Origin of the sequence: Fodinibacter luteus, assembly GCF_039541575.1 — a bacterium.
Classification (GTDB): domain Bacteria; phylum Actinomycetota; class Actinomycetes; order Actinomycetales; family Dermatophilaceae; genus Fodinibacter; species Fodinibacter luteus.
Genome location: NZ_BAABGM010000007.1, coordinates 96,436 through 115,166 on the forward strand (window position 1 = coordinate 96,436; position 18,731 = coordinate 115,166).

The following is an 18,731-nucleotide window of genomic DNA, read 5'->3' on the forward strand; positions in this document are numbered from 1 at the left end:
CGTTGTCCCGATGTCGTCCCACGAGAGGGTCGCAGGTGGTGTCATGTCCTCCATGAGCACGAGCAGCGACATCGGCGCAGCCGACCCCGCGACGACGGGCGACCCGATCGACCCGGTCGACGCACCCGAACCCCTCGGGCTCGACGCGAGCGCGCACCACCGCGACCGGCGGCGCTCCGTACAGTCCCTCCTCGACGAGGCCGACGACGCCCTGCGGCGCGGCGCCCGCCCCGGCGCCACGGTCTGGCCGAGCGGCTTCGACCTGCTCGACTCCACCCTCGACGGGGGGCTGCGCTCGGGTGAGCTCGTCCTGCTCGGCGGCAGCGAGGGGTCGGGCAAGACGACGATCGGCCTCCAGATGGTGCGCAACGCGGTGCGCACCGGGCGGCACGCGGTCGTGTTCTCCTTCGAGCACGAGGCCGGGACCCTCATCCAGCGCCTCATCTCCCTCGAGGCGGCGACGATCGCCGTCGAGCTCGGCCAGCACCCCGCCGCGGCCGCCGACGTGCACGCCGTGCGGTCGGTGTTCGAGGCCGAGGACCCCGACCGCCGCGGGCTGGCCGACGCGCTCTCCCGCGTGCCGTACGGCGAGCAGGCCCTCGCGGCCGTCCACGACTACGCCGCGCGCCTGCACATCCACGAGTCCAACCCGACGACGACCCCGACCGAGGTCGCCCGGGTCGTCACGGCGGTCCAGGAGGAGGCCGGCGAGCCCCCCATGGTGCTCGTCGACTACCTCCAGAAGATGCCGCTCGTCGGGCACACCGGCGACGAGGCCTCGCGGGTCACCGTCGTCACCGAGACCCTCAAGGACATGGCCCTCGAGCTCGAGTGCCCGGTCGTCGCGATCTCCGCCGCCGACCGCGAGAGCCTGGGCGCCGGGCACCGGATGCGCACCCGCGACCTGCGCGGCTCCTCGGCGCTCGCCTACGAGGCCGACATCGTGCTCATCCTGTCGAGCAAGGAGAACATCGTCTCGCGCGAGCACCTCGTCTACGACCTCGGCAGCATCCAGCGGTTCCGCCGCTGGGCCGTCGTGACGATCGAGAAGAACCGCCACGGGCAGGGCCACGTCGAGCTCGAGGTCGAGAAGGACTTCGAGCACGGCCGCTTCCACCCCCGGGCCCAGGTCGTCACCGAGCGGCTCATCGAGGAGCGCGTCTTCACGACCTGACCGCGGGACACCTCAGCGGAGTCCCTCCCCGCAGGGTCCCTCCCGGCCGGGTACCCCCCGGCGGGGGCCCTCCCCGCGGGGTCACTCCCCGCGAGGCACTCCCGGCGGGTCACTCCCAGCGCCGGGCCTTCCGGTAGCGCGGGTTCCACCAGTAGCGGTGCACGAGCCGCAGGGGTGGGGGCAGCTCGGCCAGGACGGTGCGCACGTCGTCCGGCGGGGCGCCCTCGAGGATCCACGGGCCGAGCTGCGCGACCTCGCTCAACGACAGCTCCTTGAGGGCCGCCTTGTTGAGCGCGTCCCACTCCTGCCTCGTGATCATCGTGCGGATGAGCGGGAAGGCGTCGCGCTCCTCGTGGGCGAGGTGCGAGCGGAGCAGCTCGACGAGGGCGTCGATCCGGGCGGCGACCTCGTCGACGCCGGCGTCCCGGTCGTCGAAGGCGCGCTCGACCGCCTCGAGCGCCGGGTCGATGCGGGAGTGCTCCTCCTCCATGGCGTCGAGGACCGCCAGCCCGTCGGGGTGGTCGGCGAGCTTGGCCCGGATGACCGGCCAGATGTGGGTGTCCTCGATGGTGTGGTGGTGGTGGAGGGAGGAGCTGAAGCCGTGCCAGCCGAGCAGCAGGGCGTCGTGCGCCTCCTCGTCCTGTGTGCCGTACACCTCGGCTGCTCCTTCGAGCCGGGCGCCGTCGCGTCGGAACGCGTTGTGCAGGATGCGCATGACATCCATGTCCGTGTCGGTGAGGGTCGTGGTCACGGTCGGGCTCCTCTCGTGCGGCGGGTGCGCCGTGCACCTCCTCCTCAGGGTCGGCCTCGCGGCCGGAGGTTCTCAATCCCACTTTCGAGGGGGATACTCGAACCCATGCCCCTGGTCGCAGAGCGGCTGCGGGCCCGGGTCCGCGACGCGGCCCGCTCGGCGCCCGACAGCGAGGCGTTCCGGCACGAGGTGCTGGACGCGATCCACGAGCGCGTCCCGTTCGACGCCGGGTGCCTCGGCGGGACGGACCCCTACGCCCTCGTCCCCACGTCGCTGACGACGCGCGGCTACGACGACCCCCGCGCCTACGCGATGGCCGCCGAGGTCGAGTACGGCGAGGCCGACGAGCCCGGCAGCTTCGAGTCGATGGTGCGCGCCCGGGTGCCGATCCAGACGCTGCGCGAGGCGAGCGGTGACCGCGTGCGGGCGACCCTGCGGTACGCCGAGCTCCTGGCACCGTACGGGCTGGGGGACGAGGTGCGGATGGTCTTCCGCGGCGGCGACGGCCTCGTCTGGGGCGTGGCCACCCTGTCGCGCCGGGGCGCGTCGCAGTTCACCGCCCCGGAGGAGGCCGCGATCGCATCGGTGCTCACCGACGTCGGGCACGGCCTGCGCGCCATGCTCTTCCGTGACGGGGTGGGCCGGGTGGCGGCCGACGCCGAGGGTCCGGCCATCGCCGTCGTCGGTGCGGACAACGAGTTCGAGATGGCCACCCCTGCGGCGCTCGAGCTCTTCGAGCGGCTCGGCTGGGGCGCCACCGGCCGCCCGGTGCCCCACGCCCCGGCGGCCCTCGTCGCCTCACGGCTGCGCGCCTCGGGTCAGGAGACCCTCGTGCTGCGGACCCGGACCCGTGATGGCGAGTGGCTCGTCGTCAGGGCTGGTCGCCACGACGACGAGAACCCACCCCGCCGGGTCGTCATGACGCTCGAGCGAGCCCGGCCCCCGGAGCTCGTGTCCCTCATGGGTGCCGCCTACGGGCTGACCCGTCGCGAGTGCCAGGTGCTGCTGCTCTCGCTGCGCGGTGCGACGCGCGAGGAGATGGCGCGGGCCCTCGTCATCAGCCCGTACACCGTGCAGGACCACCTCAAGAACATCTTCGCCAAGGCCGGCGTCAACAGCCGGCGCCGGCTCGTCGCGCGCCTGGTCGACACCGAGTGCCTGCCCCGGGTCGGCTCGCCCGTCGGCCCGGACGGCTGGTTCGTACCGTCCTGACGCGCGGTTAGGCTGAGCCGTGCCCAGCCGCTCCCAGCGCATCGCCGCCGGGCCTGCCACGGGGGGCTCGCCCGTCCGGGGCTGGGCCGTGGTGGTGCTCGTCGTGGCCACGCTCGTGCTCATGTGGACCCTCGCGCGTCCCGAGGCCGAGCGCTCGACCCCGGCCCCGCCGCTCGCGACGACGGCCGCCGTGCAGCCGACCGTGTCCCCCGGCCCGGACCGCACCCCCGGGTCGGACCTGCCCCGGGTCGCCGAGAGCGCACTGCCGGCCGAGGCCCGCAGCACCCTCGTGCTCATCCGCCAGGGAGGCCCGTTCCCCCACGACGAGGACGACGAGGTCTTCGGCAACCGCGAGGGACTGCTGCCCCCGCAGCCCCGGGGCTACTACCGCGAGTTCACCGTCGAGACCCCGGGGGAGGACGACCGGGGGCCGCGCCGCCTCGTCGAGGGCCGGGGTGGCGACCTCTACTGGACCGTCGACCACTACGCCTCGTTCCGCCAGGTCGAGGTGGGCAGGTGATCCGCCACCTCGGGCCGCGGACCGACGTCGACGGCCTCGTCGCCGACGCCGTCGCCGAGGGGCGCGAGGTGCACGTCGTCACCGCGGCGGACACCAAGGCCGCCACCCTCGAGGCGTTCGCCGACGCGCTCGACTTCCCCGCGTGGTTCGGGGGCAACCTCGACGCCCTCGCCGACTGCCTGCACCACGTCGCCCGGCACGCCGAGGGGGAGTGGGAGCTCGTCGTCGACGGGCTCGCCGCCCTCGGCCGCGAGGACCCGTTCGTGCTCGCCGAGCTGCGCGGGGTGCTCGGTGAGGTGGCGCTGGCCCACCCCCGTTTTCACGTCACGGTCGTCGAGCGCTGACAATGGCCGCGTGACCACCCGCTCCGTCGCCGTCCTCGGCTCCACCGGCTCGATCGGCACCCAGGCCCTCGAGGTCGTCGCCGCCCACCCCGGCCGGTTCACCGTCTCGGCCCTGTCCGCCGGCGGCAACGTCGACCTGCTCGCCCGCCAGGCCGTCGAGCACGCCGTGCCGCTCGTCGCGGTCGCCCGCGGCGAGGTCGAGCAGGTGCGCGAGGCGCTGGCCGCGGCCGCGGCGGATGCCGGCCGGCCGGCATCCGTCGTCGACGTCGTCGTCGGCGCCGACGCCGCCACGGTCGCCGCGGGCTGCGGCGCCGACGTCGTGCTCAACGGCATCACCGGGTCGATCGGGCTGCGACCCACGCTCGCCGCCCTCGACGCCGGGTCGGTGCTCGCGCTCGCGAACAAGGAGTCGCTCATCGTCGGCGGCCCGCTCGTCAAGCGGGCGGCACGCCCCGACCAGATCGTCCCCGTCGACTCGGAGCACAGCGCGATCGCCCAGAGCCTGCGCGGCGGCCGGGCCGACGAGGTGCGCCGCCTCGTCGTCACCGCGAGCGGCGGGCCGTTCCGGGGGCGCAGCCGCTCCGACCTCGCCGGGGTCACCCCGCAGGAGGCGCTCGCCCACCCGAACTTCGCGATGGGCCGGGTCATCACGACGAACTCCGCGACCCTGGTCAACAAGGGCCTCGAGGTCATCGAGGCGCACCTGCTGTTCGACATCCCGTTCGACCGCATCGACGTCGTCGTCCACCCCCAGCAGCAGATCCACTCGATGGTCGAGTTCCACGACGGGTCGACGATCGCCCAGCTCGGACCACCGCGGATGCTCGTGCCGATCGCCCTCGGCCTGTCGTGGCCCGAGCGGCTCGAGGACGTCGACGAGCCGTGCGACTGGACCCGGGCCCAGAGCTGGGAGTTCCACCCCCTCGACGACGACGCGTTCCCGGCCGTGCGCCTCGCCCGGCTCGTCGGTGAGGCCGGGGGTACCTTCCCGGCGGTCTACAACGCGGCCAACGAGGTCTGCGTCGACGCCTTCCACGACGGTGCCATCGCGTTCACGGACATCGTCGACACCGTCGCACGCGTCGTCGAGGCGCACAATGGGAGTGATCACGACGCCTCGAGCGTTGAGGGAGTGCTCGCCGCCGACCGGTGGGCCCGTCACCGCGCCGCCCACCTCATCGGCGTCGCGTCCGACGCCGACACGACCGGGGAGGCCCCTTGACCACCATCGCGTTCCTCCTCGGGGTGCTCTTCATGGCCACGGGGGTGGCGCTCTCGATCGCCCTGCACGAGGTCGGGCACCTCGTGCCGGCCAAGCGGTTCGGGGTGCGCGTGACCCAGTACATGGTCGGGTTCGGTCCGACCCTGTGGTCACGCCGGCGCGGCGAGACGGAGTACGGCGTCAAGGCGATCCCGCTCGGCGGCTACATCCGGATGATCGGCATGTTCCCGCCCCGCCCGGGCGACGCGCCGGGCACGGTGCGCGCGTCGAGCACCGGGCGGTTCAGCCAGCTCGTCGACGAGGCCCGCGCGGCGAGCCTCGAGGAGGTGCGACCCGGCGACGAGAACCGGGTCTTCTACCGCCTCAGCGTGCCGAGGAAGGTCGTCGTCATGCTCGGCGGGCCGACGATGAACCTCCTCATCGGCGTCGTCCTGCTCACCCTGCTCGTCACCGTGCACGGCGTCGCCACCGTGCAGCCGGGCGCGGTCGTCGCGTCCGTCTCCCAGTGCGTCGTGCCCGTCACCGAGGCCGGCGAGGCGACGACGTGCACGGACCAGCCGGCCACGCCCGCCCTCGCGGCCGGCATCCTGCCGGGCGACGAGATCCTCTCGATCGACGGCCAGCCCGTCGACGACACCCGCGACGTCGGTGCCCTCGTGCGCCCCCGGGTCGGTGAGCCGGTCGCCGTCGTCCTCGAGCGCGACGGCGAGGAGGTCACCGTCACGGCGACGCCGATCCGCAACGTCGTGCCCGTCCTCGCCGACGACGGCACGCCCGTCCTCGGCGACGACGGCACCCCCCTGACGACCGAGGCCGGCTTCCTCGGGGTGCGCACGACCGCCCCGGTCGACTACGTCCCGCAGCCCGTCACGGCCGTGCCCGGCATCATCTGGGGCTTCGTCAGCCAGACGGCCGAGGCGCTCGTCCACGTGCCCGCGCGGATGGTCGGCGTCTGGGAGGCCGCCTTCGGGGGCGCCGAGCGAGAGGTCGACAGCCCGATGTCCGTCGTCGGCGTCGGTCGCGTCGCGGGGGAGGCGAGCGGCGGCAAGTACGACGCGTTCGTCGGCGAGTCGGCAGGCTCCAAGCTGTGGTTCCTCGTCGGGCTGCTCGCGGCGCTCAACTTCATGCTCTTCGTCTTCAACCTCATCCCGCTGCTGCCGCTCGACGGCGGGCACGTCGCCGGGGCCCTCTGGGAGGGGCTGAAGCGCCAGGTCGCGCGCCTGCGCGGGCGCCCCGACCCCGGCTACGTCGACGTCGCGAAGGCGCTCCCGATCGCCTACACGGTCTCGATGGTGCTGCTCGGCGCCTCCTTGCTGCTCATCTACGCCGACCTCGTCAAGCCGGTCAACCTCGGCGGCTGACCCCCCCGCCCACCGACCCGGTGCGACCTGTGTGCGGTTCTGCCCGGGGACGGGGCGAGGAACGGTAGGCATGCCGCACGAGGTCGCCAGCGGTGGGGCGGGGCGGGCCCTCAGCCGGCCAGCAGCGCGTCGCGCCGGGCGCGCAGCGCGGTGATCCGCTCGTCGAGGGCGGCGCCGCGCACCGCGAGGCCCTGCATCGCCTCCCGGACGGCCGCCGCGGCCGCCGCCACCCGTCCGGCCCCGTCCTTGATGCTCGAGCGCACGGACAGGTCGCTCACGGCGTTGTCGAACCACACGTCGAGGGTGCGCGCCGTCGGCGAGATGCCGAGGTCCGCCCGCAGCCCGGTCAGCCCGTCGACGTCGTCGAGCTCGCGGGCGAGGTCGACCAGGGCCTCCTGGGCCTGCGCGATGCGCCGCCCCGCCCCGTCGATGCGATCGTGTGTGAGCGCCGAGGAGACGAGCCCGCCCCCGAGCCAGGTGTCGTACGCCGACCACGAGTCGGCCGAGCCGAGCTCGCGCAGCGCCGCGTCGAGGGCCGTCGCCGCCCGGATGCCGGCCTCGCGGGCCTGCTCGAGGTCGCTCGCCTGCGCCCGGGCCTCGGCGAGCTCGTCGAGCACCGCGTCGAGCCCGGCCGGTGCGACCTGACCGGAGGCCTGCAGTGCCCGGGCGTGCTCCTGCAGCGCGGCCTCGCGTCGGGCCGCGGTGTCCCCGAGCCGGGCGAGCCGGCGGTCGACGTCCTCGCGCCGGTCCTCGACGGCCTGCAGGTGCGCCGTCGCCGACTGCACCGCATACCGGGCGGCGACCTCCTCCGCCCGCTCGCGGTCCAGCGCCCCGGTCCGCGTGCCGCGCACGGCCGCCAGCACGGCCGTGAGGGAGAGCCCCTCGAGCGACCGGACGTCGTCCTCCTCGGCGAGGTGCCGGTCGCGCAGCCGCACGAGGTCGGCGCGGGCCGCCGCGGCCTCCTCCCGAAGCCCGGCGAGCCTGGCGCGCAGGTGCTCGGCCTCGTGGTCGTCGGCGATGGCGCGGTCGAGAGTGTCTCGGGTGTCCACGGGCTCGATCATGGCGCGTGCCGCGCGCGGACGTAGGCTTTGGGCCATGTCCGTCTCCCTCGGTATGCCCCCGCTGCCCCCGCCCGTCGTCGCGCCCCGCCGACAGAGCCGCAAGATCAGGGTCGGCAAGGTGGAGGTCGGGGGCGACGCCCCGGTCTCGGTGCAGTCGATGACGACGACGCCGACGACCGACATCAACGCGACGCTCCAGCAGATCGCCGAGCTCACGGCATCCGGCTGCGACATCGTGCGGGTCGCCTGCCCGAGCCAGGACGACGCCGACGCCCTGCCCGCCATCGCGCGCAAGTCGCAGATCCCGGTCATCGCCGACATCCACTTCCAGCCCAAGTACGTCTACGCCGCGATCGACGCCGGCTGTGCCGCGGTGCGCGTCAACCCGGGCAACATCCGCCAGTTCGACGACCAGGTCGGCGAGATCGCCCGGCGCGCGAAGGAGGCCGGCGTCTCGATCCGGATCGGTGTCAACGCCGGCTCGCTCGACAAGCGCCTCCTCGACAAGTACGGCAAGCCGACGGCCGAGGCGCTCGTCGAGTCGGCCGTATGGGAGGCCGGCCTGTTCGAGGAGCACGACTTCCACGACTTCAAGATCTCGGTCAAGCACAACGACCCGGTCGTCATGATCCGCGCCTACCAGCTGCTCGCCGAGCGCGGCGACTGGCCGCTGCACCTCGGGGTCACCGAGGCCGGGCCGGCCTTCCAGGGCACGATCAAGTCGGCGACCGCGTTCGGCGCGCTGCTCTCGCAGGGCATCGGCGACACGATCCGGGTCTCCCTGTCGGCGCCCCCGGTCGAGGAGGTCAAGGTCGGCATCCAGATCCTCCAGTCGCTCAACCTGCGCCCCCGCAAGCTCGAGATCGTCTCGTGCCCGTCGTGCGGGCGCGCGCAGGTCGACGTCTACACGCTCGCCGACCAGGTGACCGCGGGCCTCGAGGGGATGACGGTGCCGCTGCGCGTGGCCGTCATGGGCTGCGTCGTCAACGGGCCGGGCGAGGCCCGCGAGGCCGACCTCGGCGTCGCGTCGGGCAACGGCAAGGGCCAGATCTTCGTCAAGGGTGAGGTCATCAAGACGGTGCCCGAGGCCCAGATCGTCGAGACCCTCATCGAGGAGGCCATGCGCCTCGCCGAGGAGATGGGCGAGCCGGTCGACGAGGAGTCGGCGGGCGCTCCGTCGGTCAGCGTCGGCTGAGGCACCGGTGCCGGCCGAGCGCGACGCGCAGCGCCACCCGACGCGCGCGCCCTAGTCTGGTCCCGTGCTGCGCACGCGCTCCCCGGTCCGTCCCCTGTCGCTCGCCGACCGTGACGAGGCCCTCGCCGTGTGCGCCCAGGACCTGCCCGGGGCCGTCTTCGTCGCCGCGCGCATCCTCGAGGGGGCCCGGTCCGGCTCGCTGTCGAGCGTCCTCGGGCACCGCGTCGACGGCGAGCTGACCGCCCTGTGCTGGGCGAGCGCCAACGTCGTCCCCGTCGCGACGACCGACGAGAGCCGGGGGGCCTTCGCCGAGCGGGTCCGGCGCTGGCGCGGCCGCTGCGCGTCGGTGTTCGGCCGCCGCGAGGAGGTCGGGGGCCTCTGGGCCCACCTCGAGCCGCACTGGGGCCCGCCCCGGGCGGTCCGTGGCCACCAGCCGCTCCTCGTCGCGGACCGGATGCCGTCCGCCCTCGGCGTGCCGCTCGACCCCCGGGTGCGCCCCGCCCGCCCCGACGAGGTCGACCTCGTGCTGCCCGCGGCCGAGCACATGTTCACGGCCGAGATCGGCTACCCGCCGTACCGGGGCAGCGACCGGGGCTACCGCGCGTCGCTCGCCGGGCTCGCGGCGCGTGGCCACACCTACGTCGTCGTCGAGGGCGGCAGGGTCGTCTTCAAGACCGACGTCGGCAGCCTGGCCCTGGGGTGCGCCCAGCTCCAGGGCGTGTGGCTCGCCCCCGAGCTGCGCGGCCGCGGGCTCGCCGTGCCGATGCTCGCGAGCGTCGTCGAGCAGGTCATGGTCGGCCCGGCCCCGCTCGTCACGCTGTACGTCAACGACTTCAACACGGCGGCGCGGGCCACGTACGAGCACATCGGTTTCCGTGAGGTGGGGGACTTCTCGACGGTGCTCCTGTGACCGAGTGGTTGGATGAGGTATGGCCCCCGCTCCGCTGACCCCGAGTCCCACCCCGGCACCCACCACGTCGCGCTGAGCCCGCCGTGTCGACCCTCGACTGGAAGCCTCTCTCCGAGGCCGACCTCGGCGCCCTCGCGCACCTCGCCGAGCGGTGCCTCGAGAAGGACGGCGGCCTGCCGCTCCTGGGCACCGAGCCGATGCTCCGGCAGCTCTTCCTCTCGGGGCAGTCGGTCGGGGGCCGTGACGAGACGGGTGACCTCGTCGCCGCGGCCTCGGTGTTCGTCGACGCCTCGGGCCAACGGGCCGCGACCGGCCTCGTCCACCCGTCGGCCCGGCAGCAGGGCCTGGGCGAAGAGCTCGTCCGCTGGGCGCTCGAGCAGTCAGGCGGCAGCCTCCTGCGCCTCGTCGCCGAGACCACCTCACCCGAGTCCGACGCCCTGGCGCAGCGCCTGGGCCTGCGCCGCACCTTCGCCGAGCACGTCATGCGCCACCCGCTCGTCGAGATCCCGAAGATCCCGCGGCCCGACGGCGTGCACACCCACCCGTGGACCGACGACACCTCCGTGCTGTTCCACACCGCCTACTCACGGTCGTTCGCGACGCGCCCCGGCTTCCCGGGCACACCCCTCGACGAGTGGGTCGCCTCCGTCGAGGAGGAGGCGGGGTTCCGGCCCGACCTGTCGCGTGTGGCGCTCGACGACGAGGGACTCGTCGTGGGCTTCGTCACCATCTCCGACGACTGGATCGACCAGGTCGGGGTGGTCCCGAACTGGCGGGGCCGGCGGCTCGGGGCACACCTCGTCGTGCGCTCGCTGCGGGCCCTGCGCAAGGCGGGGTGCCAGCAGGCGTGGCTCGCGGTCAACGTCGACAACCCGAGCGCGCACGATCTCTACCTGCGGCTCGGGTTCGTCGACCACGGGCAGCGCGCAAGGTTCCAGCAGGTCACCCCGGTGGAGAGCCTGGGCGGCACCGCACACATACCCTAGGGGGTATGCTGTCGGGCATGTCGCCGGTCGTCCTCCTCCTCGCCGTGCTCGTCGGCGTCGCCCTCGGGCTGCTCGGTGGCGGGGGGTCCATCCTCACCGTCCCGCTGCTCGTCTACGTCGCGGGCCTGGAGGCCAAGGAGGCCATCGCGACCTCGCTGCTCGTCGTGGGGGTGACCAGCCTCGCCGCACTCGTGCCGCACGCCCGGGCCGGGCGGGTGCGCTGGCGCACCGGCGCCGTCTTCGGGGTGGCTGCGATGCTCGGTGCCTACGCCGGCGGGCGGGTCGCCGAGTTCATCCCCGGCACGCTCCTGCTCGTCGCCTTCGCGCTCATGATGGTCGCGACCGCCGTCGCGATGATCCGTGGGCGCGGTCGGGCGGCCCCCGCCGGTGAGGACGGCGACGGCCCCGGGCGCGGCGCCCACGACCTGCCGGTCAAGCTCGTCCTGCTCGAGGGGGTCGTCGTCGGCCTCGTGACCGGCCTCGTCGGAGCCGGTGGCGGGTTCCTCGTCGTCCCGGCCCTCGTGCTGCTCGGCGGCCTGCCGATGCCGGTCGCGGTCGGCACCTCCCTGCTCGTCATCGCCATGAAGTCGTTCGCGGGGCTCGCGGGCTACCTGTCGTCGGTGACCATCGACTGGGGCCTGGCCTTCGCCGTGACGGGCATGGCCGTGGTCGGCAGCGTGCTCGGCGCCCTGCTCTCCGGTCGCGTCCCCCAGGACCGGCTGCGTCAGGCGTTCGGGTGGTTCGTCCTCGTCATGGGCGTCGTCGTGCTCGGCCAGAGCGCCCTGTCCGCCTGATCCGGGCAGCCGGCGAGGCCGGAGCGGGAGGGGCGCGACCGGCATCCGCCCGCGTCGTTATCCTTGGCGGGTTGTCCACCCGACCCCAGGAGCCCTCCCGTGGCCATGCGCATGTCGTCCCTGTTCCTGCGAACCCTTCGCGAGAACCCTGCGGACGCCGAGGTCCCGAGCCACCAGCTGCTCGTGCGGGCGGGCTACATCCGCCGGGTCAGCCCCGGCATCTACACGTGGCTGCCGCTCGGCCTGAAGGTGCTGCGCCGGGTCGAGACGATCGTGCGCGAGGAGATGGACGCGATCGGCGCCCAGGAGCTGCTCTTCCCCGCGCTGCTCCCGCGCGAGCCCTACGAGCAGACCGGGCGCTGGGGCGAGTACGGCGAGAACGTCTTCCGGCTCGTCGACCGCAAGGGTGCCGACCACCTGCTCGGGCCCACCCACGAGGAGATGTTCACCCTCGCCGTCAAGGACCTGTACAGCTCGTACAAGGACCTGCCGCTGTCGATCTACCAGATCCAGACGAAGTACCGCGACGAGGCGCGGCCGCGCGCCGGGCTGCTGCGCGGGCGCGAGTTCGTCATGAAGGACTCCTACTCCTTCGACCTCGACGACGCCGGGCTCGACAAGAGCTACGAGCTGCACCGCGACGCGTACGTGCGGATCTTCGACCGGCTCGGGTTCCACTACGTCATCGTCCAGGCCATGGCGGGGGCCATGGGCGGCTCGAAGTCCGAGGAGTTCCTCGCCACCGCCGCCAACGGCGAGGACACCTACGTGCGGTGCACGAGCTGTGGCTTCGCCGCGAACGTCGAGGCGGTGCGGGTGCCGGTGCCGGATGCCGTCGACGCGTCCGCGGTGCCCGCCGCCCACGTCGAGGACACCCCGGACACCCCGACGATCGACACGCTCGTCGACCACCTCAACGACGCCTTCCCCCGCGCGGACGGCCGGCCGTGGACGGCCGCCGACACCCTCAAGAACGTCGTCGTCGTGCTCGTGCACCCCGACGGCACCCGTGAGCCGCTCGCGATCGGCCTGCCCGGCGACCGCGAGGTCGACGAGAAGCGGCTCGGGGCGCAGGTCGAGCCGGCCGTCGTCGACGCGTTCGGCGAGGCGGACTTCGCGGCCCACCCCACGCTCGCCAAGGGCTACATCGGCCCCGGCGTGCTCGGGGCCGAGCGCGCGAGCGGCATCCGCTACCTCCTCGACCCGCGGGTCAGCGAGGGCACGGCGTGGGTGACCGGAGCAGACGAGCCCGGGCACCACGTCCTCGACCTCGTCGCGGGTCGCGACTTCACCGCCGACGGCACGATCGAGGCCGCCGAGGTGCGCGACGGCGACGCCTGCCCCGCGTGCGGCCACGGCCTGGAGTCGGCGCGCGGCATCGAGATGGGGCACATCTTCCAGCTCGGCAGGAAGTACGCCGAGGCGCTCGACCTCACCGTGCTCGACGAGAACGGGAAGCTGCGCACCGTGACGATGGGGTCGTACGGCGTCGGGGTCTCGCGCGCCGTCGCGTGCGTCGCCGAGGGCAACCACGACGACCTCGGCCTCGTCTGGCCGCGGGCGCTCGCCCCGGCCGACGTCCACGTCGTCGCGACCGGCAAGGACGACGCGGTGCTCGCGTACGCCGAGGAGCTCACCCGCGAGCTGGAGGCGCGCGGGGCCGAGGTGCTGCTCGACGACCGCCGACAGGCGAGCCCCGGCGTGAAGTTCAAGGACGCCGAGCTCATCGGCGTGCCGACGATCGTCGTCGTCGGGCGCGGGCTCGCCGAGGGCACGATCGAGCTCAAGGACCGCCGCTCCGGCGAGCGGCGCGACGTCGCCGTCGCCTCGGCGGTCGACGAGGTGCTCGCCGAGGTCGGTCTCACGTGACGCAGCCCGTCGAGGCGGTCGTCTTCGACTGGGGCGGCACGCTGACGCCCTGGCACGAGGTCGACATGCCCGAGCAGTGGCGGGTGTTCGCCCGGGAGGTGCACGGCATCCCCGTCGACTCGCCCGACGTCCCCGACGCGGACCTCGTCGAGGCCCACCGGCTCGCCGACCGCATCCTCGAGGCCGAGTCCGAGGCCTGGCGGCGCGGGCGCGAGGAGCACTCCTCCGCGGCGCTCGCCGACATCCTCGAGGCGGCCGGCATCGACGCCGCCCACGACCGCCACCACCTCGCGCTCGCCGCCTACCGCGGGTTCTGGGAGCCGCACACCCACACCGACCCGCAGGTGCGGCCGCTGTGGCAGGGGCTGCGCGAGCGCGGCATCCGGGTCGGGGTCCTCTCGAACACGATCTGGTCGCGTGACTACCACCGCGCGATCTTCGAGCGTGACGGCGTCCTCGACCTCCTCGACGCCGACATCTACTCGAGCGAGATCGACCACGTCAAGCCGCACCCCGAGGCGTTCCGGGCGATCTGCCGTGCACTCGACGTCGAGCCGCGGCGGGCCGTCTACGTCGGCGACCGGATCTTCGAGGACGTCCACGGACCCCAGCAGGTCGGGATGCGCGCCGTGTGGATCCCGCACTCGGACATCCCCGCCGAGCAGCGCGTCGAGGTGACGGCGGTGCCGGACGGTCGCGCCCACGAGCTGCTCGACGTGCTCGCTATCGTCGACGCCTGGTCGGGCGTGACCTGAGCGTGGAGGACCTGGGGGTCGAGGTCGTCGTGCTGCTCGGCCTCGCGGGGTTCCTCGCGGGCTGGGTCGACGCGGTCGTCGGTGGGGGAGGGCTCATCCAGCTGCCCGCGATCCTGCTCGGCGTGCCCGGGGCCACCCCGGCGCAGGTGCTGGCGACGAACAAGTTCGGGTCGATCTGGGGCACCGCCACCTCGTCGGTGACGTACTACCGAAGGGTCCGGCCCGACCTGCGGACGGCGCTGCCGATGGCGGCGGTGGCCTACGTCGGCGCCGTCGTCGGTGCCCTGATCGGGCTGCACATCCCCAAGGCGGCGTTCAACCCCGTCATCTTCGTCATGCTCGTCGCCGTGGGGGCCTACACGTTGCTCAGGCCCTCACTCGGAGTGGAGACCCAGCTGCGCTGGTCCGGGCACCGCCACACCGCCGTGGCGATGCTGACGGGCTTCGTCATCGGCGTCTACGACGGCGCCCTCGGCCCCGGCACCGGGTCCTTCTTCGTCCTGACCCTCGTCGGGCTCATGGGCTACGCCTTCCTGGAGGCGAGCGCGAAGGCGAAGATCGCGAACCTCGCGACGAACCTCGGGGCCCTCACCGTGTTCGCGCCCGGCGGCCACATCATGTGGCGGGTGGCCGTCGTGATGGCGGCGACCAACGTGGTCGGGGGCTACGTGGGCGCTCGCACGGCGGTGTCACGAGGCAACCGGTTCGTGCGGGTGGTCTTCATCGTCGTGGTGGGCGGCTTCATCGTCCGGATCGGGGGCGACCTGCTCGGCTGGTGGTGACGGACGACCCGATGCCGGCCCCACGGCATCCGCGGCCTCCATCGACCCCGTGCGGCTTACGCACGGTTCCCGCGCCGCTCTTGAGGGCGAAAGCGTGCGCAACTCGCACGAAGTCGGCGCCGTGGCTGACGGTCACCCCTCGGCGGGGCGTCGTCAGGGGGTGGTGAGCCAGAGCACGGCGTAGGGCGGCAGCCACACGTTGCCGTCGCCGCCCCACGGCAGGGCCTCGCCGGTGATCTCGTCGCGCGAGTCGGCGACGCCGAGCTCGTTGACGCGCCAACCCGGCCAGGGCCGCCACTGCGGGGTGACGTTGTGCACGCCGACGAACCGCCCCACGGGGTGCTCGCGCAGGGTGACGAGCACGCCGGGGTCGTCGACCGGCCCGACCTGGGTCTCGACCGACCCGTGGAGGTGCGGCAGCCGGCCCCGGGCCCGGACGAGCCCGACGAGGTCGCCGAAGACGCGCCCGGCGACCGTGCCCCGGTCGTGCCGCTGCTCCGCCCGGGTCCAGTCCAGCCGCGGCCGGTGCGCCCAGCGGTTGTCGTCCTCGTGGCCGGGCTCCTTCGCCCAGTCGGGGTCGTTCGGCTGGCCGAGCTCGTCCCCGCTCCAGATGACCGGGATGCCGCCCCAGCCCAGGACGAGCGCGTGGGCGAGGCGCAGCGCCGATGCGGCCCGGTCGACCTCGGCGGTCGACGTGGCCGACTCGAGCCCGACGAGGGATGCCGCGGTGCCGCTCGTGCGGCGGTCGTCGGTCTCGGGGTTGTACTGGAAGACGAGCCCCCGGGCGGGGGAGCCCCAGAAGTCGCCCGCGTACCAGTGGGCGAGGAAGCTGCGGTGCGCGTGCCCGCCCATGCCGAGCGCCGCGGCATCCTCGTCCATGATCGCCCAGCCGATGTCGTCGTGGCAGCGCAGGTAGGTCAGCCAGGTCGCCGTCGGGGGCTTCGGCGGCAGGGAGCCGAGGGCGTGGGCGGCGAGGCGGACGTCCCGGGAGGCGAGCATCGACCACACCTGGACCATGAGGCTGTTGTGGTAGGCGAGGTCGCTCACCTTGCCGGTGTAGGAGCCGGCCCCGAGGTAGGCGAGCAGCTTCGTCGGGGCGACGATGGCCTCGGCCTTGAACGCGACCGCCGGGCAGGCGATCCGGGTCACCGCGCGCAGCACCTGGGTGAGCGCGTGCACCTCGGGCTCGCCCTGGCAGTCGGTGCCGAGCCGCTTCCACAGGAACGCGATGGCGTCGAGGCGGAGCACGTCGACCCCGCGGTTCGCGAGCTCGAGGATGATCGAGGCGTACTCGTACAGCACCCGGGGGTTGCCCCAGTTGACGTCCCACTGGAACTCGTTGAACGTCGTCCAGACCCAGCCCTGCAGGTCCTCGTCCCACGTGAAGTTGCCGGGCGCGAAGTCCGGGAAGACCTCGGGCAGCGTCTCCTCGTAGGCGTCGGGCAGGGTGCGGTCGGCGAAGACGTGGAAGTACTCGCGGTGCACCGGGTCGCCGGCACGGGCCCGGACCGCCCACTCGTGCTCGCGGGCCACGTGGTTGAGCACCAGGTCGAGCACGAGGCTCATCCCGCTGGCGTGCAGCTGCCCGGCGAGGTGCTCGAGGTCGTCCATCGTCCCGAGGTCGGGTCGCACCGACCGGTAGTCGGCGACGGCGTAGCCACCGTCGTTGTCGCCTTCGCGGGGGCGGAGGAGCGGCATGAGGTGCAGGTAGCGCACGCCGAGCTCGTCGAGGTAGGGCAGGTGCTCCACCACCCCGCGCAGGTCGCCGGCGAAACGCTCGGTGTAGGCCGCGTAGCCGACCATCGAGGGGTCCTGGAGCCAGTCGGGGCGCAGCATCCGCTCGAGGTCGCGCACGTGGAGCCGGTCGGATCGCGCGGCGAAGGCGGAGGCCGCGAGCGCGACGAGCTCGGCGCCGAGGGCCGGGGCCCGCTCGGCGCCGTACGCCACGGTGAGGCCCCCGAGCAGGTCGGGCCACCAGCGCTCGACCCGGGTGCGGAACATGACGGCCCGGTCCTCGCTCAGACCGTCGGGGAGGGGGATCACGGGCGGGGGCACCGGTCGGCTCACGCGGGCATTCTCGCCCATCGGCGCAAGCGTTTGCACAGAGCCGGGCGGATGCCGTCGCGGCGCCGCCCTGCGTCCGGCGGGTCGGGGGCTGGGGCCCCCAAGGTGCCGGACGCAACGGTCCGCCGCGCCACCGGGGTCCACCGGCTCATCGCCACCACCCACCGGGCGCACAGGAGGCACACAGCCTGAGGGTCGAGCGTGGAGCCCATGAGCACGAGCACCGCGGGGCCGCCGGCGCACCCGACGCGCCCCGTGCATCCGACGCGGCCCGTGCACCCGACGCGGCCCGTGCACCCGTCGCGGCCCGTGCGTCCGACGCAGCCCGTGCGTCGGGGCCGGCTCGGGCCCGTGCCGAGCTGGTGGCGCGACGCCACCGCCGCCGCCGGCTGGCTCGTCCTCCTGGCGGTCACCGCCCTGTGGGTCGGGGGCGGCGGCATCCGCGAGCTGGGGTCGCTCGCGGGGGCGCTGACGTCCACCGGCCGGCTCACCGGGCTGCTCGCGTCGGCGCTGCTCCTGCTCCAGGTCTTCCTCATGGCCCGGGTGCCGTGGGTCGAGCAGGCCTGGGGGCAGGACGAGCTGGCGCGCACCCACCGCCTCGTCGGCCTCGCGTCGTCCACCCTCATGCTCGCCCACATCGCGCTCATCACCCTCGGGTACGCCGCCGGGTCGGCACTCGGCATCTGGGGGACGGTCGTCGACCTCGTCGTCGGGTACCCCGGCATGCTCCTCGCCGTCGCCGGGACGGCTGCCCTCGTCATGGTCGTCCTGACATCCGTTCGCCGCGCCCGCCGCCGGCTGCGCTACGAGTCCTGGCACCTCATCCACCTCTACGGCTACCTCGGCGCCGGGCTCGCCCTGCCGCACCAGCTGTGGACGGGCACCGACTTCCTGTCGTCACAGACCGCCACCGCGTTCTGGTGGGGCCTGTACGCCGTGTGCGCCGGGTCGGTACTCGCCTTCCGGGTCGCTCTGCCGCTCTGGCGCTCCCTGCGCGCCCCGCTCCGGGTCGTCGACGTCCGGCCCGAGGGTCCGGGGGTCACGACGGTCACCGTCGGTGGCGCAGGGGTCTCCCGGATGCCGGTCCGCGCCGGCCAGTTCTTCCAGTGGCGCTTCCTCGACGGTCCCGGCTGGACCCGCGCCCATCCCTACTCGATCTCGGCGGCACCCGACGGCGCGACGCTGCGCCTCACGGTCGCCCACGTGGGCGACGGGTCGAGCCGGCTCGCGACCCTGCGTCCCGGGACGCGGGTCCTCGTCGAGGGCCCGTACGGCCGACTCCACGAGGGGGTGCGCTCGCGGCGCAAGGTGCTGCTCATGGGCTCGGGCATCGGCATCGCGCCCCTGCGGGCCCTCCTCGAGGACCTCGACCAGGCACCGGGCGACGTCACGGTCGTGCACCGGGTGCACTCGGCGCAGGACGCCGTGCTCGGCGACGAGCTCACCGCACTCGCCGCGGCCCGCGGTGCCCGCCACCTCGTCGTCGAGGGCCCCCGGGTGCCCGACCGGCCGAGCTGGCTGCCGGAGCAGGCCCGCCGGCTCAGTGACGTCGACGCCCTGCGCGAGCTCGTGCCCGACGTGGCCGCACACGACGTCTTCATCTGCGGGACCGACGGCTGGATGACGGCCGCGCGCACGGCCGCGATCGGCGCCGGGGTGCCGCGCGACCACATCCACCTCGAACGCTTCACCTACTGACCCCGTGGCACCCGGCCGAGTGACGAAGGACCC

The 18,731-nt window shown here is 74.0% G+C and carries 17 protein-coding genes; 14 read left to right on the forward strand and 3 right to left on the reverse strand.

Annotated features, from left to right (window positions below):
• Nucleotides 1-52 precede the first annotated feature (52 nt).
• Complete coding sequence (locus tag ABD899_RS05445) at nt 53-1,174, forward strand: DnaB-like helicase C-terminal domain-containing protein (protein WP_345203231.1); 1,122 nt, start codon at nt 53-55, stop codon at nt 1,172-1,174.
• Between the two features lie 109 nt (nt 1,175-1,283).
• Here the strand turns inward: ABD899_RS05445 and ABD899_RS05450 are convergent, their stop codons facing one another.
• On the reverse strand, nt 1,284-1,925 hold the full coding sequence (locus ABD899_RS05450) for a hemerythrin domain-containing protein (protein ID WP_345203233.1): 642 nt from the start codon (nt 1,923-1,925) through the stop codon (nt 1,284-1,286).
• Between the two features lie 105 nt (nt 1,926-2,030).
• Between ABD899_RS05450 and ABD899_RS05455 the strand changes: the two genes are divergently transcribed.
• From ABD899_RS05455 to ABD899_RS05475, 5 genes are read left to right on the forward strand one after another with little or no spacing between them, the layout of a single operon-like run.
• Nucleotides 2,031-3,137 carry a helix-turn-helix transcriptional regulator gene (locus ABD899_RS05455; protein ID WP_345203235.1) on the forward strand — a complete coding sequence of 369 codons (1,107 nt, stop codon included), beginning with the start codon at nt 2,031-2,033 and terminating at the stop codon, nt 3,135-3,137.
• A 19-nt stretch (nt 3,138-3,156) separates the two neighbouring features.
• Complete coding sequence (locus tag ABD899_RS05460; RefSeq protein ID WP_345203238.1) at nt 3,157-3,657, forward strand: guanyl-specific ribonuclease; 501 nt, start codon at nt 3,157-3,159, stop codon at nt 3,655-3,657.
• Complete coding sequence (locus tag ABD899_RS05465) at nt 3,654-4,001, forward strand: barstar family protein (protein ID WP_345203240.1); 348 nt, start codon at nt 3,654-3,656, stop codon at nt 3,999-4,001. The genes ABD899_RS05460 and ABD899_RS05465 overlap by 4 nt, the downstream gene beginning before the upstream one ends.
• A gap of 10 nt (nt 4,002-4,011) precedes the next feature.
• On the forward strand, nt 4,012-5,223 hold the full coding sequence (gene dxr / locus ABD899_RS05470; protein ID WP_345203242.1) for a 1-deoxy-D-xylulose-5-phosphate reductoisomerase: 1,212 nt from the start codon (nt 4,012-4,014) through the stop codon (nt 5,221-5,223).
• Nucleotides 5,220-6,584: a M50 family metallopeptidase gene (locus ABD899_RS05475; protein WP_345203245.1), complete on the forward strand. Its 1,365-nt coding sequence runs from the start codon at nt 5,220-5,222 to the stop codon at nt 6,582-6,584. The genes dxr and ABD899_RS05475 overlap by 4 nt, the downstream gene beginning before the upstream one ends.
• 110 nt (nt 6,585-6,694) lie before the next feature.
• Here ABD899_RS05475 and ABD899_RS05480 read toward each other — a convergent pair whose 3' ends face one another.
• Nucleotides 6,695-7,633, reverse strand: a complete 939-nt coding sequence (locus ABD899_RS05480) for a hypothetical protein (protein ID WP_345203247.1) — start codon at nt 7,631-7,633, stop codon at nt 6,695-6,697.
• Between the two features lie 46 nt (nt 7,634-7,679).
• Between ABD899_RS05480 and ispG the strand changes: the two genes are divergently transcribed.
• The 7 genes from ispG (at nt 7,680) to ABD899_RS05515 (ending at nt 14,936) form a co-directional block, all read left to right on the forward strand.
• Nucleotides 7,680-8,840: a flavodoxin-dependent (E)-4-hydroxy-3-methylbut-2-enyl-diphosphate synthase gene (ispG, locus tag ABD899_RS05485; protein ID WP_345203250.1), complete on the forward strand. Its 1,161-nt coding sequence runs from the start codon at nt 7,680-7,682 to the stop codon at nt 8,838-8,840.
• 64 nt (nt 8,841-8,904) lie between these two features.
• Nucleotides 8,905-9,750, forward strand: coding sequence for a GNAT family N-acetyltransferase (locus tag ABD899_RS05490; RefSeq protein WP_345203253.1), 846 nt, complete (start codon nt 8,905-8,907; stop codon nt 9,748-9,750).
• Between the two features lie 83 nt (nt 9,751-9,833).
• Nucleotides 9,834-10,736, forward strand: a complete 903-nt coding sequence (locus ABD899_RS05495; protein WP_345203255.1) for a GNAT family N-acetyltransferase — start codon at nt 9,834-9,836, stop codon at nt 10,734-10,736.
• Nucleotides 10,737-10,753: 17 nt separating this feature from the next.
• Nucleotides 10,754-11,530 (forward strand): sulfite exporter TauE/SafE family protein, encoded by a 777-nt coding sequence (locus tag ABD899_RS05500; RefSeq protein ID WP_345203257.1) that lies wholly within the window; start codon nt 10,754-10,756, stop codon nt 11,528-11,530.
• A 99-nt stretch (nt 11,531-11,629) separates the two neighbouring features.
• Nucleotides 11,630-13,399, forward strand: coding sequence for a proline--tRNA ligase (locus tag ABD899_RS05505; protein ID WP_345203259.1), 1,770 nt, complete (start codon nt 11,630-11,632; stop codon nt 13,397-13,399).
• The gene (locus ABD899_RS05510; protein WP_345203261.1) at nt 13,396-14,154 is read left to right on the forward strand and encodes an HAD family hydrolase; all 759 of its coding nucleotides are present in this window, start codon (nt 13,396-13,398) and stop codon (nt 14,152-14,154) included. Before ABD899_RS05505 ends, ABD899_RS05510 begins: the two co-directional genes overlap by 4 nt.
• A 2-nt stretch (nt 14,155-14,156) precedes the next feature.
• Complete coding sequence (locus tag ABD899_RS05515; protein ID WP_425474939.1) at nt 14,157-14,936, forward strand: TSUP family transporter; 780 nt, start codon at nt 14,157-14,159, stop codon at nt 14,934-14,936.
• Between the two features lie 153 nt (nt 14,937-15,089).
• On the opposite strand, the gene ABD899_RS05520 is transcribed toward ABD899_RS05515, so the two are convergent.
• The gene (locus ABD899_RS05520) at nt 15,090-17,003 is read right to left on the reverse strand and encodes an alpha-amylase family protein (protein ID WP_345203263.1); all 1,914 of its coding nucleotides are present in this window, start codon (nt 17,001-17,003) and stop codon (nt 15,090-15,092) included.
• A 348-nt stretch (nt 17,004-17,351) separates the two neighbouring features.
• Between ABD899_RS05520 and ABD899_RS05525 the strand changes: the two genes are divergently transcribed.
• Nucleotides 17,352-18,698 carry a ferredoxin reductase family protein gene (locus ABD899_RS05525; RefSeq protein ID WP_345203266.1) on the forward strand — a complete coding sequence of 449 codons (1,347 nt, stop codon included), beginning with the start codon at nt 17,352-17,354 and terminating at the stop codon, nt 18,696-18,698.
• Nucleotides 18,699-18,731: the final 33 nt, after the last annotated feature.

Excerpts from the sequence above, each read along its gene's own strand:
- ABD899_RS05445 (WP_345203231.1), top strand. The coding sequence starts at position 53 with ATGAGCACGAGCAGCGACATCGGCGCAGCCGACCCCGCGACGACGGGC.
- ABD899_RS05455 (WP_345203235.1), top strand. The coding sequence starts at position 2,031 with ATGCCCCTGGTCGCAGAGCGGCTGCGGGCCCGGGTCCGCGACGCGGCC.
- ispG (WP_345203250.1), top strand. The coding sequence starts at position 7,680 with ATGTCCGTCTCCCTCGGTATGCCCCCGCTGCCCCCGCCCGTCGTCGCG.
- ABD899_RS05500 (WP_345203257.1), top strand. The coding sequence starts at position 10,754 with ATGTCGCCGGTCGTCCTCCTCCTCGCCGTGCTCGTCGGCGTCGCCCTC.